Source organism: Rhodococcus sp. JVH1 (assembly GCF_000280725.2).
GTDB lineage: Bacteria > Actinomycetota > Actinomycetes > Mycobacteriales > Mycobacteriaceae > Rhodococcus_F > Rhodococcus_F jostii_A.
On the sequence record NZ_CP166290.1, the window covers coordinates 1169043 to 1183774 of the forward strand.

Consider the following 14732-nt stretch of genomic DNA (forward strand, 5'->3'; position numbering starts at 1 on the left):
GCTGCTGAGTGGATCCTATGTCAGAGATGCGTCCGGTACATGACAATAAGCACACGTCACGCCTGACGGTGTCGGTGCGAAGATATGACGGAGAAGTAAGTGGCTGTTAGGTATCCGGAAATCGTCGTTGAATGCAATGAGGGTGTCCTCCGTGTCCGATTCCACCGAGCGGTCCGCGGCGACCTGATCACCACGAGGACGCTGCACGCACTCGCCGACCTGCTCTGTGATACCCGCCATGACCGTACGGTCCGTGCGATCGTCGTCGCCGGAACCGTGTATTCCTTTTGCGCAGGGGTGGAAATCGGTGACACATCACAAAGCTCCGATATTGTAATCGCCGCCGCCGGTGAGGCGTTGGAAAGGGTCGTCGAAGCAATGGTCGCGTTTCCCCGCCCCGTGATTGGTGCGGTCAACGGTCTCGCGGCCGGCGCAGGTCTGGCACTGGCGTTGGCGTGTGACGTCACCGTCGCTTCCGATTCGAGCGAGTTCTCGATCGCGCAGAGCGAATGGCGGTATGGTCCCCATGCCTCGATTGCGGCGGTCCTCACGGCCAGGGCAATCGGCAGAAATCGCGCGCTGAGAATGAGCCTCCTCGGTGAGACGCTCACGGCTCGCGCAGCCCTCGAGGAGGGACTTATCGGAGGCGTGTACCCCACCGCTCGTTTCAAACAGCATGTCGAAACTTTCGTGCGCCAGATTGCACCCTAGTCGATCGAGTCTGCCCTCGGTGTCGACACCCAAAGGAGCAATGCTGGTGCGAGAAATCTTCGACGTGCAGTTCCCTTTCTCGTAGCGTTGAGTGGATGCGGGAATCCGGATAGGGCGGGAGATCACGGTGGCCGGGGGCACCTGGGGGGCCGGTGCCGCCTGTGGGCATATTCTGCTCGACAATCTATTGCACCATAGTCCAAGAGTAGAGTTTAATTGTGGTGCCCGTCACTTATCGCCGCAGAAGTCTGCGGCATCACTGTGCCGGAGGGTGCTGCCTCCAAGGCTGTCCCGGCCTTCGTCGGCACGGCAGCATCGGCGCTCACGATGAGGAGAAGCTTTTGTACACCACCGTCACCGACCCGATTCGCGGAACATCTGAACCTGATCGGTATTGGACCAGCACCAACCTGGGCGAGGCGTGCCCCGAGGTCATGTCACCCATGTGCTGGAGTTTGTGGGAACGGTCAGCGGAGCTGGGTTGGCTCTACTCGATGTACGCATTCGGCGTGCTCCCGAAGAAGAAGGTCACTGTCTCTCCCGACGTAAACGACCGCGGCCTGTCCTGCTTTTATGGGAGGCAGGCACTGAACGTCGACGCAATCAAGAAGATCATGTCGGCGCTGCCCGGAGTCGATGCCGACGACTTCGAGCGGGATCTCATGGGAAGTGTCCGACCGGATGCGCCGCGGTTCAAGTCGAGCTACGCCCGTGTTCCCGTGCTCATGTTCAAGGCGCCATACGCACTCCTACGGACCGGCTCGCGGTTGAAGTCTCTGCACGACGAGATGTACAAGCGTTGGCTCGCGTCGGTCTTCCCACAGGAACAGTCGAGCCACGAGCCCATCGATGCTTTGGTGCAAGCGCGCGAGCAGTTTCAGCGCATCTTCTCCGTCCACTGTGTATGGCGGTTCGTGTTTCAGGGTGCGCAGAGCGCGGTGGCGCAAACCGCCGAAAAGGCCGGAGATGCAACACTTGCCGACCAACTGCTATCGGGAGTGGGAGATGTCAACGAGACGAGGATGGCTGACGACCTCTGGCGATTGGGTCAGGGCGAGTTGACCGAGGGCGAGTTCCTCGAAAACTGGGGCTACCACGGACCGAATGAAGGAAATCCCTATACCTCGGTGTGGCGTGAGAACCCCGCACCGATCCGTGCATTGGCGGCCGCATACGCACAGCGGTCCGAGCGACCCGCGGCGCGCGCAGCGCGTGCCCAGGAAGTCGGCTCCGAGGCGGAACGCCGCCTTCTCGCGGCGACTCCCTGGTCTCGCCGTCCGGCGACCCGCTGGTTAGTGCATCGGATGCGAAACATCATCCGCACGCTGCAGATCGGGAAGGCCGCGTACCTCATGGCAATCGACGCCGCCCGGGCAGCGGCTCGCAACCTCGGTGCTCAACTTGTGGAAGGCGGCGTACTCCAGCAAATCGACGACATCTTCTTCTTCACGGTCGAGGAATGCCAGGAATTGGCCTGCGGGCGCATACCGAATGTGCAAGAGATCGTCGAAGTTCGCCGCGCAACACGCGCCGAGTACAAGGCAATGGTGCTTCCCGTCGCGTTCCGAGGCATGCCGGAACCGCTTAAGGGCGACGTCGGTGTCGACGATGTCACCGAATTGTCCGGCGCTGCGAGCGGCGGCGGTAGCGTGGAGGGTCGGGCGCGTGTTGTGGTCGACCCGGACCAGGAAATCGAACTCGACGCCGGCGATGTCCTGGTGTGTCGGTTCACCGATCCGAGCTGGGCTCCCCTGATGGCGCTGGCCGAGGCCCTCGTTATCGACATCGGTGGATCGGCAAGTCACGGGGCGGTGGTCGCCCGCGAACTGGGCATTCCCTTCGTGATCGGCACGGAGAGCGGGACGAGGATCATCCACGATGGGGACCACATTCGGGTGGATGGTCCCGCGAACCTGGTCAGCGTCCTTACGCGAGCAAACGCGGCGGAAACCGCGACGGCGTGAAGCAGGGGGGGGCAGCGATCGAGAGTGGCTGCGATAAGTGAACGACAGTGCGAGTCCCGGATGGGACTCGCACTGTCGTGTGATCACTGAAAGGGCAGACCCGTCGCTAAGTCAGCGCGAGGGCGAAGAGAAGGTGATTGGAAGCGATTCGATGCCATGAAGCACGAAACTCCGGTGGAAAGTCACTTCCTGGTCGGAATCGGCCAGAGCGATGGAATGACAGCGATCCAATAGAACCGACAACGCTGCCTTGGACTCCATCTTGGCCAAATTCATACCCAAGCAGGAGTGCTCGCCGCGACCGAACGTCAGATGGCGGGCACGTGCATTGTCGAGATCGAGTGCGTCAGGCTCGCTGTACACCGCTGGGTCGCGGTTGGCGGAGCCGGTAACCAGGTAGATCAGACCATCGGCAGGAATGCGGGTACCTCCGACCTCCACATCATCGACGGCGACCCTCCAAATTCCTTGTACGGGCGGTTCCAGGCGGAGCACCTCATCGAGGAAGTTGGTGATCTTTTCGGGATCCTCACGCAGGGATTCCTGCAACTCGGGATCCTTGGCGAGCATCCAGAGTGCACTGGTCAGCAGGTTGGTCGTCGTCTCGTTGCCGGCGACCAGGAATTGCACCAGCATCTGGAGTAACTCGGCGAGAGTCAGAGGAGCTTCGCCATCGAGTCGCGCTGCCAGTAGGTCACTCAAAAGATCATCGACAGGGTGCTCGCGCCGGCGATCGAGTTCCTCGGTGAAGTAGTCGTAGAACGCGTCGACCTGGTCGAAGATTTCGATGATCGCATCCGTGTCGTGGGAGAGTGCGCCGACCCCACGTGTGAAGGCGTTGGACCACTCTTTAAAGGTCGCCATATGTGAAGGCGGCACCCCGAGAAGGGTAGCGATCACCGTCATCGGAATGGGCATGCTGAAACCGGTGACGACGTCGGTAGGCCCGTCGGTGGCGAAGTTGTCGATGAGCTGGTTGGTCAGTTCCTTCACGGCGCCGTCGAGTTCTGCCACCCGGCGCGGAGTGAAAGCAGCATTGACAAGTGAGCGCTGGCGCTTGTGCAAGGGCGGATCGGAAAACAGCAGGACACGCGATTTGCTGAGTTCGATGCGCCGGGCGGCCTGCTGCCGGGTGCGCTCCGGGAGATCGGCGTTCTGCAGTATCTGCTGGGCGATACCTGATACCGAACTGGGCCCGCTGGCCATGCGGTTCGAGAACCGGGTGGCATCGCGCAACACATCCAGGACGTCTTCGTGCCGCGTGACAACCCAAGCGCCCAACTGCTCGTTGTATGAGACCGGTTCGCTGTCGCGCTGGGCCGCATATGCGCTGTAAGGACACCGGACGACGTCGGGACGCAGTGCTAGCAGGTCATCGAATGTGGCGGCGGGGCAGGTTGTTGTGTCCGCTCGATCTGTCACCGCAAACTCCTCATGCACGATTGCTAGAATATTGATTACTAGAGTATCTGACGGCGCGGCGGCGTGTCTATACGCCGCGTTGACTCATCCACAATTCCGTGTAAGTTCGTGGTTGCCTCATCTGAGAATGCCCGCGCGGCGGGCACGGCGAGGATCCTCGACGAGCCAGGCGTCTCGATCGGTTGGTATCGCGACGGCGCCCGCACGAAATTGCGGGCAGCGTTGGCCCCGAAGGTGTTACGACCGCGGGGCAGCGCGCTCACCGACGTACGGATTTGAACGTCGGCGGCGCCGCAGTCGCACCCGCCCTGCTGCAGAGGCCGCCACCGACTCTGCACCCGTCGCCACCATTCGGGATCTCGACCGCCGCCCAGAACGCGATCACGAACGCCCGTTCGTTGTTGCGGCGTTGATCGGAGGGGCCGTGCGCACACCAAACCTGGCACCTTGCTCAGTTGCAGAGCTGGATCCGCACCCGGGCGCAACGGGACGATGTCGTGCCCGTTTCGGTCGAGATCTACCCGGTCGGACACGAGCGCGGCAACACGGTCTGCGAACACTGGTACACACTGACGGTCACCGACATCGCCACCGGCGCGGCCGAGAATCGGGCGGTCCCCGACACGGCCCGCAAATGGGTGGACACCGCGATAGAGAAGATCGCGAGCACTGCCGTTCCCACTACTCGGGATCGACTCGGACAACGGCAGCGAGTTCATCGATCACCATTCGCTCGACTGATCGAGAGACGGCACATAAGCCTCACCCGGTCGGAGCCGGGAAGCTTCAACGACGGCGCTCATACTGAGCAGAAGAACCGGGCGGTGTGTGCACCATCGTCGGCTCCCGCCGTCCAGCGCCTGGTCCAATCTCTCGGTCACCGAACTGATCACCCTCGCCACTGCCAAGACGACACCACTCAGGAAGACCGTCGTCACGCAGGCCATTCTCGGTGAGTCGACGAATCAGGCGTCGCGGGCGTCTGGATACAAAGTCGGCGTCGATCCAGCGCACATCTGCTTGCTGGATCGACGCAGTATGCTCACAGGTCGAGTACGAGTTTTTTCCCCTTGCAGCGACTCACGCAGATCATCATCATGTCGCCGTTTTCCTGCTCGTCGGGAGTCAGGTAGTCGTCTCGGTGGTCGGGCTGGCCTTCCAGTACTTTTGTCTCGCATTCGCCGCAATACCCCTCCTCGCAGGAGAAAGGCTGATCGGGAAGCACTTTCCGTACTTCGTCCAGGATGTTGACTCCCTCGGGGACGGTGAACGTGGCACCTGTTCGTCGTAGTTCCACCTCGAACGAATCGCCACTGGTGTCCACGGGTCCGCTGGCCGAGAAGCGTTCAAAGTGCAGGCCGCCGAGTTGGTCGTGCGCGGAGAACTCCGCCGCAACTGCATCAATCATCGCGCTCGGGCCGCAGGTATAGATCACGGTGCCGCCCGGCGCACTCGCGAGGATGGACGACAGATCGGGATAGCCGCGCTCCTCCTCGATCCACAAATCCACCTGATCGCCGAGTGAACCGAGCTGCTCGCGATACGCCATCGAACTGGCACTGCGGCCACCGTAAACGAGAGCCCACTGTGCAGACGCTTTGCGCACCTGCTCAATCATGGGGATGAGCGGTGTGATGCCAATCCCTCCGCCGATGAAGATGTACGAGTCCGCCTCGACCAGATGAAAGTTGTTCCTCGGAAGGCGGATGCTCAGCTCGACACCGGCCACGGCGGCATCGTGCAGTTCCTTCGAACCGCCGCGGCCGTTCTCCTCCCGCAGAACGGCGATCGTGTACTTCGATCGATCGTCTCTGTTCCCGCAGAGTGAGTATTGACGAGAAAGTCCCGAAGGTAGGTGCACTTCGATGTGAGCCCCCGGCTCCCAGGCCGGCAGAGGATGCCCTTCCGGATCTGCGAAAGATACTTCGATGACGTCGTCGGCGATCACGGCCACATTGGTGACGCGCAGGGTCAGGCTATCGATGGTGGTGATCATGTGATCAGCCCTTCGCGGCTTCGACAAGCGGCTTCAGGTTTGTGAGAACCTCGTGCCATCCTGTTGATGATGTGATTTCGGAGCAGAAGTTGGTCTCGATTATGACTCCTTCGAGGTCTGCGGCAACGCACTCCTCAACTCGGATGGTCATCTCGTCCACGGTCATTCGTTTGCCGGCGGTGGATTGCTGAGCCAGTCGGTAGATCGCTCCGACCGGGTTCTTGTCTGGCGGTCGTTGTCTGTTGATGTCCTCGAGGATGCCGACCACATTGCTGATGGGGATGGAGCCGGGATTCCACAGGTCGAAGTCGCGAGCAGTTCGTGCGAGGCCGGCTTTGGAGTACATGCCCGACATCAGGCGGGGGATCCGTGTCGGCTTCGGTTGCATGATGGCCGGTCCGATCTCGAAGAACGCGCCATGGTGTTCCACTGGATCGTCACTCCAGCACGCACGGAGTGCGGGAACGAAGTCATCCATTCGCTTGCCTCGCGTGCGGGGGTCGACTCCGACGGCCCGATGTTCTTCCTCGGACCATCCCACGCTCAGGCCCACGACGGAAAGGCGGCCTTGGCTGATTCGGTCGACGGTGGCAAGTCGGTTGGCCAGTTGCGCAGGCCAGTGGTTTCCGCCGACGAGAATGCTGGTTCCCAGTTGCAGGCGATCTGTCCATGTTGCAACGGCGGCGAGCAACTCGGTGGGTGCCCATACCGAACGGTAGACGTCGGGCTGGTCGGTTGCGCTGCCACCGTAATCGCCGGACTGCTGGAGTGCGTAGAGGAAGTGGTCCTGCACCCACAGGCTGTCGAAACCCATGTCGTCGGCTTGCTGAACGAAGTCGCGGATCAACGATGCCGTAACGACCGGTCCCAGCTGTGGCAGTGTGAGCCCGATTGTTGTCACGAGGTAACTCCCGTCGCCTGCTTCGGAAGTTCGTGTCGTTTGATTCGGGACAGTCGACTGCGACAGATACGCCAGCGCCCGTCCTTGCATCGCCGGTATGTCTCGGTGTAGTGCCCCCACCCCTCGTGGGATACATAGCCGCTGTCGGCCGGGGACTCTACGCGGTCGTACATCGGCCAGATGGCCGTTGCTGTCGTCTCGTCGACAATGTCGATCTCGGGTACGTGTCCGTGGTGGACCGAGTAACCGGTTTCGAAGTGCCTGGCCACGCTGGCAAGAAACTCCTGCTTGCCGCGAGGGGAGGAGGTCGATTCGGCGAAGTCGACGATGAGGTCGCCGGTGAACAGGTCCGCGAATTCGTCCCAGAGTCGGAGATCAACACAACGGAAGTATCGAGCCTTGAGTTGGCGAATGTCCTCTATGGCAACGAGTCGACGAACAGTCTGTTCCATGGATTCAACAGTCATTATTCCGTCCTCTGTGCGACGAAGTGTCAGTGGGTGTGTCGCGGGAATCGTTCCCGGATAGGCGAGTCTGCGTTGTAGTCGGAGTAGCGTGCGATCTTTCCGTCCGTGACGACGAATGAACCCATGATCGGTATTTCGATCGCGACGCTGCCGTCGGCGGTGTGCACCCGGTCGATCCGCTCGGTGAGAACGATGTTGCTGCGCGAGGCGATGTTCAGTAGCTCGGCGGTGCAGTACTCCATCTCGAGGGTGTCGTGCAGCGTGGTCAGAAAGTCCATCGCTGCCTGCTTGCCCTTGGTGGCCGGTGACCCGGTATCTTCCCAGGAAACGTCGTCGGTCATCCAGTGGTCGTAGCGCATGTGCGGCCAGGCGCCAGGTCCCCAGTCGTCGAGAAACCCGACGACTGCCTTCTCTGCGTCGGTCTGTGCTTCTGCCCCAGGGTGGATGATCACTTGCGTCCTCCTATGTTCCTTGTCACATCAATAGTCGCATGCAAGACTATTGATCGTCAATGTAAGTTCTGCGAGATGCCTGGGAGGCGCAATGGGTCTGGACTCGGTTGTCATCGCCGGAGGAGGTATGGCGGGCCTGCTCGCTGCCGCTTCCGTGAGTCCGTTCGCACGGCACGTCGTCATCGTCGAAAAGGACGAGATACCGGTCGAACCGGCACCTAGACGCGGAGTCCCCCAGGGAAGGCAGGTCCACGCGCTGCTCGGCGCAGGCCAGGATGCCATGGCCGAACTGCTGCCGGGCATCGTCGACGACTTCGAGGGGGCCGGAGCTCGCATGGTCGACTCACCCGCCGACCTGGCCGTCTATGGGCGCTTCGGCTGGGCTGGTCGTGTGCAGAGCGGAACTCGAACTGTGATGATGCGCCGACCCGTACTCGAGCACGTGGTGCGGGAAAGGGTGCTGGCGCTACCGAACGTCACCCTCCGGTCGTCGGCCGTCACCGGGATATCGGTCACCGATGACCGGTCGCGAGTAGCGGGATTCACACTGCTCGACGGCGCCACGCTGGAGGGGGATCTCGTCGTCGACGCTACCGGGAGAGTTTCGCGATCGGTGGAGTGGCTCGGTGATATCGGGTACGACGCTCCGCAGGAGCGGGAGATGCGGTCGCACATCGGCTACGCCACCGTCGAGGTGCGACTGCCCGAGGATGTCTTCGACGATGATGTGGCAGGCGTGTTGGCGCACCCGCATCCCGGCAACTGTCGCGGGGCCGCGGTGGTTCCCGCCGACAACGGGATCTATCTGATTGCCGGCCTCGGGATGATGAATCAGGATCCGCCCCGGGACATCGACGGATTCATGGCTCATCTCGACGCCGCGCCGAGTCCCATTGTGGGGGAGATGGCCCGGAAGGCGGAATTCCTTACAGATATTGCCACCTATCGGGTGCGTGGAAGCCGGCGGCGGGTCTGGGAGGATCTCACCCAGAGGCCTGACGGTTACCTGCTGATCGGCGATGCCGTCATGGCATTCAACCCGTTGTACGGCCAAGGCATGTCGGTGGCCGCCTGTGAAGCAGTGGCCCTGTCGCGCAGTCTGTCCGAGGATTCATCGACCGCCGGGCTCGCGTCTCGCGTACAAACGGCGATGAAGGACGTTATCGACGTCGTCTTCGCGATGGCGGTGTCGACAGACGGAGCGTACGAGGGCGCCGAGCTCATCGGAGTGCAGAGACCATCCGCAGACGATATGGAGGCGGGTGCACTGCTGTCTCGGGTGGCGACCGATGATCCGGAGGTGGCCCTCGCGGTCAAGCGATACGCCCACTATTTCGATCGTGGTGCGCTGCAGTCGCCTTCGATCGCCGACAAGCTGGCTGCCTGGAAGGTCGGCAACCGGGAGGTTATCCACGACAACCCGTTGGTTATTCCCGGCATCATCGGCTGACCGGCCGGCGAGGAGGAGATCTGCGATCGTCAGCACTGCTTGGCTATTGCCAATCGGAATCAGCGAGTTTCGTCGTGCGAGTGTCCTGCGATCGGCTCTCGCCGAAAATGCTCTGTAATCTACGTCACTAACCTGATACTCTTGGCGTGGAATATCTATCGCTCGATCTTTCAAGGAGATGGCATGGTCTCGGCCAACAGTGACAAGGAACAGTTCGTCCTCGACTTCTTCAAGGGAATGGGTCCTGACCTGGAGTCATTCAAGAAGACCTATCGTGACTACCTCGCCGAGGACGTGGAGTGGGAAAGCGTGGGGTTCGATCATCACCCCAATCTGGAGGACTCGCTGAAGTACCTCGACACCCTGGCCGAGCAAACCGGAATGGCCTTCTGCGAAATCAATGTGATCAACATCGGTTCGGCCGGCGACCTGGTCTTCACGGAACGGGTGGACACGATGTACCGGGGCGACGGGTCGAAGATCATGGACTTCCGTGTCGCCGGTGTTCTCGAGGTACGGGACGGCAAGATTCGCCGCTACACCGACTACTTGGACAGCCTCGGTACCGCAACTCAGCTGCAGTCGCTGGCTCAGGAGATGGGCCACGGGGCCGTCGGCGCCTGACTCGATCGCAGCGTGGGGTCCACGTTCCCGGACTCCACGCTGCGCCGTCGAGTTGATCGTGCGAGAAACCACCACTCGCGCAACAAGATGCACGACCCCTACAGGAAGGGGAAACATGAGTCCGAGATGTACCTTCAGGTGCCCGGCAGAAATGTCCGAGCCGCTCGACAACCCAATCGACTGCCATGGGGCGACGTTATGATCACCGCTCCGTTCCGCATGGATGGCGAAGTCGCGATTGTCACCGGTGGCACCGCGGGCATAGGGTACGAGACCGCGAAGGTGCTGCTCGCTGCTGGAGCCAGGGTCGTCGTGTGCGGGCGCAATTCCGATCGCGGGCAGCACGCGGCCGAGCAATTGGGAACGGTGGGCGACGTCCACTTCGCCAGGGCGGACGTGAGCGACGAGGCTTCGGTCACCGAGCTGTTCGGCGAGGTCCGCTCTCGCTACGGGGCGGTCAGTGTTCTCGTCAACAACGCCGGCCCGACCGATCTTCTGCACTCGCGCGATGTGGATGGTCCGTTGGGTGCGGTACAGCCGGCTGCGTTTGCAACGCTGATGAACAGAACCGTCACGTCGAGTTACCTTCCGACTCGTGAAGCGCTGGGCGACATGGTCGGTGCACGTGCCGGAAGTATCATCATGATCTCGTCCATGGCCGCAGCCCAGGCGATGCCCGGTTTCGACACGTACGCCACCGGAAAGGGGGCGATCGAGTCGATGACCCGTGCGATCGCGGGAAGCTATGGGCATCTCGGAATACGCTGCAACGCAATTCGTGTCGGTCGAATAGCGGTAGATCACGGTGGGGGGCTCCGTGCGGCCGCGGACCCGGCTGAGGAGGATCGCGATGCCTGGCGGGAGCCCACTCTTCCGAGAGCAGGAGCGCCCGAGGATATCGCGCACGCGGTGTTGTATCTCAGCTCGAGCGCCGGGCGCTACGTCAACGGTGTGGTCCTCCCGGTGGATGGCGGTGTCGGAGTGCGTTCACTCATGCCCTGGCAGACTCCTCGGCCGGAGATGCTCGCCGATCGCACGACTATCGGGTCGTAGCTGAATATCGGGCGAAAAAACCATTCGACCCCGCTACACCTGGGCGTAGCGGGGTCGCCGCTCACTCGGCGAGGCCGCGATGCGGCAGCGCCCCGCGCGTCATCACGGCGCAGTATCCAGTGGAATCGATCCCGTTCACCGTCATCTTTGCGAGTTGCTCCCGATGCCCTGTCGGAGTCGGCCGACCCTCGAGGAGAACCTGCTCGCGATCGGCATGCACATAGACGTCGTATTCGGCGACGTCTCCGCGCCAGGCGCCGAGGCCACGACCATCCCTGTAGCCGCCGTCGTATCCCGTGCCGGCATACGCCCAGGCATGGATCAACGGTGTGACGCGGACTGTGAGATCCTGCCCGTCACCGATCGAGAGCCCCAGCCGCACTTCGTCGTACTGCCGGGTTCCGGGGTGGAAGGTGATGTCGAACGCCGACACGCTGACAGGCAGGCGCAGGCCCTCCCGTGTCATGGCGACCATGTCGCTGAAAGTGATCTTCCCTTCGCCGTCCTCACGCTGTTGGAGCGACACCCAGAGATCTTCGTGCTCCACGACCAGAGCGATGTGCAGCAGCGATGCGGTCGGCGCCGTCGGGGACGCGGCCTTGGCGGCCTGTGGATCCGCGACCGAGCGATCGAATCCACCTACGCCCGGCCGTATACCCCAGGAATGGTCACGGGTACCCCACCAGTTGTTCACGGTGACCTTGTTCTCGGGGTACTGAATCCAGCCCTCCCAACGCCCGGGCTGGTGATATCTCGTGATCTCTTGGCCGATCCGCCCACCGCGCGAGTCGACGTAATGCGCCTCGCACGCCGGCGCATGGTCGCTGGTGAAGGTCAAGTCCGCGGTAATCGGCGTGTCAGGGTTGTCCAGGCGGACGTTGATCTGCCGATACGGCTCGACTACGTCCACCCTGAGGCCACCCACCCCCGTGGTGAGGACGTCATCGCTCAGAGCGCGGGAGAACCGGGAGTTGTGCTGCCGGTCCCCCTCGAGGATGCAGAGGAAGCCGTCGCATACACCCATGTTCTTGTAGACGGCGAGCCCTGCGACGAATCCGAAACCGCCAGAGGGATCGACACCTGCGAACCAGTAGCGGTCGAAGAATCGGTGATCGCTCGTCGCGGCGTACAGGAACGGCCACGGCGCCTGGTGGAGCAGGGTTTCGTCCGCAGGGTGGAGGGAGCGTTCGTCAATCACTGGTCACCTCGTGAGAGCAGGGTCGGATAATCGAAACATCGATAGTCTAACTCTAGATGTTATTGCCGTTCGGTGCTACGGTGCGGGAGTGCGACATTCGGTAACCTCACAGGTGGCTCGTGTCCTTCAAGCAGAGCTGGCGCTCGTCGGCACCGACCCGCGTCGGGTCGCCGAGCTGGTGACGGTCGGGCGTGCTCTCCTCAAACGGGCAGAACTCGACGACGACCTCGGACACAGACGTGCCGCAAACCCATCGCCCCAGGGCGCCGATCAGCTCCTCGCTCGTGAGTTGCCCTCGGTCGGAGACGAACTGGACGGTGCGCCGGTGCCGATCGACTACGGAACCTCCGCGGAACTGACCGTGACTGCTGCTAGCCTCGGCGCCGCACTCGATCACCATCCGCGGGACGAGCACACGGCGACTTCCGTCGAGGAAATCAGGCGACTGTCCGGTGGCTTCTCCAAGGAGATGGTGATGGCGACAGCGGCCTACACGGACGGCTCCCGCGAACGATTCGTCGTGCGCAAGGTGGCTCCGGGACGTCGGGCAGACGGCCTTCGCGCCGAATATGACGTCCTGCGGTCGGCGTTTCAGCACGGGTGTCCCGTACCCGAACCGTGGTGGTACGACGCCGACGTACTGGGCGCCCCCGCGATCGCGACCTCCGCCGTCTCCGGCGTACCCGCCGGCGACCCGAACGGGTGGCTCGAACCACCGTCGGCGACGGTGTTGGCATCGGTGGCACTAGCTGTCGCCGGCCAGCACAAGGTCGACGTTGCGGCGATCGACACGGCCCCGCTGCCGCCGTTGGTGTCCATCGACGACCGTCGGGAGGCGCTCGCCGAACGACGAGGCGTCCTCGAAAGTATATGGGCTGACGGTGACGACGCGTGGGCACCGGCTTTCCACGTAGTGCTCGAATGGCTCGAAGCAGCGATCCCCGACCAGACTGACGCGCCGGTGCTGGTGCACGGCGACTTCGGGCCGCACAACTTCCTCCTCGAGGGTGAGGAACTGTCGGGAGTGCTCGATTGGGAACGTAGTCACGTCGGGCTTGCAGTCGAAGATCTCGCGTATTTGCGTCCCACGCTCGACGACGAGTCGTGGTCGGAGTTTCTGCGCGAGTATGTTGCAGTGGGCGGGCTGGAACCTTCTGGCGACGCGCTGGCGTGGTACATCGTGTGGCAGGACTTCTGGCGGGCCGTCTCGGCGTACCGGATGCGCAGTGTCTTCCTGCAGCGGCCCGAGCAGGTTCTCTATGGCATCTCAGGGCTGCTGCTCGCTCCTCGATTCCTTACGCGAGCAGCACTTTCCGTGTCGTCGATGCACTTGTCGGGAGCCATCAAGTGCTGACGCCACTGGACGAGAGCCTATTCCATCAGACGTCGGACCCCTTCGCCGTCGTGGCGACACCAGACCATCGATTCTTCGATCGGTACTGGTTCTCAGGGTTGGACCCCGTCGGCGGGTTCGCCTTCTTCGCCGGCACGGGTAGGTACCCGAATATGGCGACGCGGGATGCCTTCGTCAACGTGCTGATTGGGTCTCGTCAGCACAATCTGCGCATGGCCACAGAGATCGACGTGATCGCCGATGCGGCAGATATTCATCACGTTGGCGTCGGCCCCTTCGAAATCGATGTGGAGGAACCGTTCCGGCGAATCCGGTTGACGGTCGACGGACCGTCTGAGCCCGTACGGGCCGAACTCGTGTTCACCACCGCTCGCCATCCGCATCTCGAGGCCAAGCATCGAGAAATGGCGGGCCACCGACTTATTCAAGAGCAGACCCGTTACGACCAGGTCGGGTCCTGGAATGGCTGGGTGGAGGTAGAGGGGCGGCGCCTCGACGTCAACGACTGGTGGGGTGACCGAGACCATTCCTGGGGTGTGCGCGTCGACGTCGGAGGACTCGAACCTCCGCCACTGTCGCGCCGCGTCGGCAGCGTGACGATCTGGTGCAACTTCTCGACCTCGACCCGGTACGGCCTGATACAACTGCGCGAGTATGCCGACGGTCGGCCCCCTTATATCGATGGACGTGTATATGCGAATGACGGCTCCTCGCTGGGGGTTACGGCGGTCGACCACAACGTGACAAAGGTGCCCGGCGGTTGGAGTGAAGCTCTGCTACGCCTCACGTTGGAGGATGGGAGTGAACTCTCGATGCGTGCGACGCCACACCCGAGCAGAGCCTGGGCCAGTCGCGGAGGCGGCTACAACCGCGGTTTCAACGACGGCTCGGGCTTCGGCGCTCGTCGCGGCGACGTAGCCGAATACGACGTCTACGAACTGGCCGATTCCGGTGCTGTCCTTTGCGACGGGCATCTGATCGAGCCGGGTCACCGGGAGAATCTGGCAGCGATCGAGGTCGACGGCGAGGCCGGGTTCGCCCACCTGCCGATCATGTGGCGCAGTGGTGACATGAGACGGCAGAATGGGCAAGTAGATCTAGAATCCGATTGTTGATTACACTAGTATTCTTTGTGAGCGG

Annotated in this window: 13 protein-coding genes; 7 read left to right on the forward strand and 6 right to left on the reverse strand. The window is 62.3% G+C overall.

Going from position 1 to position 14732, the window contains the following annotated elements; all coding sequences use genetic code 11:
- The first annotated feature begins 99 nt into the window (after positions 1 to 99).
- Both JVH1_RS43070 and JVH1_RS43075 read left to right on the forward strand, forming a co-directional pair.
- On the forward strand, positions 100 to 711 hold the full coding sequence (locus JVH1_RS43070; RefSeq protein ID WP_009473070.1) for an enoyl-CoA hydratase-related protein: 612 nt from the start codon (positions 100 to 102) through the stop codon (positions 709 to 711).
- Between the two features lie 341 nt (positions 712 to 1052).
- Entirely contained in the window at positions 1053 to 2675 is a 1623-nt protein-coding gene (locus JVH1_RS43075) for a PEP-utilizing enzyme (protein WP_009473069.1), read from the forward strand.
- 111 nt (positions 2676 to 2786) lie between these two features.
- On the opposite strand, the gene JVH1_RS43080 is transcribed toward JVH1_RS43075, so the two are convergent.
- The 5 genes from JVH1_RS43080 to JVH1_RS43100 all read right to left on the reverse strand — a co-directional run bounded on the left by JVH1_RS43080 (position 2787) and on the right by JVH1_RS43100 (position 7913).
- Positions 2787 to 4115, reverse strand: coding sequence for a cytochrome P450 (locus JVH1_RS43080; protein WP_371113185.1), 1329 nt, complete (start codon positions 4113 to 4115; stop codon positions 2787 to 2789).
- Positions 4116 to 5139: 1024 nt separating this feature from the next.
- A complete protein-coding gene (locus tag JVH1_RS43085; protein WP_009473064.1) occupies positions 5140 to 6093 on the reverse strand; it encodes a PDR/VanB family oxidoreductase in 954 nt (317 codons plus the stop codon).
- 4 nt (positions 6094 to 6097) lie between these two features.
- Positions 6098 to 6994, reverse strand: a complete 897-nt coding sequence (locus JVH1_RS43090) for a TIGR03619 family F420-dependent LLM class oxidoreductase (RefSeq protein ID WP_009473063.1) — start codon at positions 6992 to 6994, stop codon at positions 6098 to 6100.
- Positions 6991 to 7461, reverse strand: coding sequence for a nuclear transport factor 2 family protein (locus tag JVH1_RS43095; RefSeq protein ID WP_043777692.1), 471 nt, complete (start codon positions 7459 to 7461; stop codon positions 6991 to 6993). The genes JVH1_RS43090 and JVH1_RS43095 overlap by 4 nt, the downstream gene beginning before the upstream one ends.
- Before the next feature lie 26 nt (positions 7462 to 7487).
- A complete protein-coding gene (locus JVH1_RS43100) occupies positions 7488 to 7913 on the reverse strand; it encodes a limonene-1,2-epoxide hydrolase family protein (RefSeq protein ID WP_009473061.1) in 426 nt (141 codons plus the stop codon).
- Between the two features lie 91 nt (positions 7914 to 8004).
- Here JVH1_RS43100 and JVH1_RS43105 point away from each other — a divergent pair, with 91 nt between their 5' ends.
- The 3 genes from JVH1_RS43105 (at position 8005) to JVH1_RS43115 (ending at position 11040) form a co-directional block, all read left to right on the forward strand.
- Positions 8005 to 9363 carry an NAD(P)/FAD-dependent oxidoreductase gene (locus JVH1_RS43105; RefSeq protein WP_009473060.1) on the forward strand — a complete coding sequence of 453 codons (1359 nt, stop codon included), beginning with the start codon at positions 8005 to 8007 and terminating at the stop codon, positions 9361 to 9363.
- Positions 9364 to 9546: 183 nt separating this feature from the next.
- The gene (locus JVH1_RS43110; RefSeq protein ID WP_009473059.1) at positions 9547 to 9987 is read left to right on the forward strand and encodes a limonene-1,2-epoxide hydrolase family protein; all 441 of its coding nucleotides are present in this window, start codon (positions 9547 to 9549) and stop codon (positions 9985 to 9987) included.
- A gap of 198 nt (positions 9988 to 10185) precedes the next feature.
- Positions 10186 to 11040: an SDR family NAD(P)-dependent oxidoreductase gene (locus tag JVH1_RS43115; RefSeq protein ID WP_051033643.1), complete on the forward strand. Its 855-nt coding sequence runs from the start codon at positions 10186 to 10188 to the stop codon at positions 11038 to 11040.
- A gap of 61 nt (positions 11041 to 11101) precedes the next feature.
- Here JVH1_RS43115 and JVH1_RS43120 read toward each other — a convergent pair whose 3' ends face one another.
- Positions 11102 to 12238, reverse strand: coding sequence for a hypothetical protein (locus tag JVH1_RS43120; RefSeq protein WP_009473057.1), 1137 nt, complete (start codon positions 12236 to 12238; stop codon positions 11102 to 11104).
- 88 nt (positions 12239 to 12326) lie between these two features.
- Here JVH1_RS43120 and JVH1_RS43125 point away from each other — a divergent pair, with 88 nt between their 5' ends.
- Both JVH1_RS43125 and JVH1_RS43130 read left to right on the forward strand, forming a co-directional pair.
- A complete protein-coding gene (locus JVH1_RS43125; protein ID WP_371113186.1) occupies positions 12327 to 13592 on the forward strand; it encodes a phosphotransferase family protein in 1266 nt (421 codons plus the stop codon).
- The gene (locus JVH1_RS43130) at positions 13586 to 14707 is read left to right on the forward strand and encodes a hypothetical protein (RefSeq protein WP_009473055.1); all 1122 of its coding nucleotides are present in this window, start codon (positions 13586 to 13588) and stop codon (positions 14705 to 14707) included. The genes JVH1_RS43125 and JVH1_RS43130 overlap by 7 nt, the downstream gene beginning before the upstream one ends.
- Positions 14708 to 14732: the final 25 nt, after the last annotated feature.

What these genes read in the sequence shown, in the direction of transcription:
- JVH1_RS43115 (WP_051033643.1), top strand. Translation starts at nt 10,186, where the DNA reads ATGATCACCGCTCCGTTCCGCATGGATGGCGAAGTCGCGATTGTCACC.
- JVH1_RS43110 (WP_009473059.1), top strand. Translation starts at nt 9,547, where the DNA reads ATGGTCTCGGCCAACAGTGACAAGGAACAGTTCGTCCTCGACTTCTTC.
- JVH1_RS43095 (WP_043777692.1), bottom strand. Translation starts at nt 7,461, where the DNA reads ATGACTGTTGAATCCATGGAACAGACTGTTCGTCGACTCGTTGCCATA.
- JVH1_RS43105 (WP_009473060.1), top strand. Translation starts at nt 8,005, where the DNA reads ATGGGTCTGGACTCGGTTGTCATCGCCGGAGGAGGTATGGCGGGCCTG.
- JVH1_RS43085 (WP_009473064.1), bottom strand. Translation starts at nt 6,093, where the DNA reads ATGATCACCACCATCGATAGCCTGACCCTGCGCGTCACCAATGTGGCC.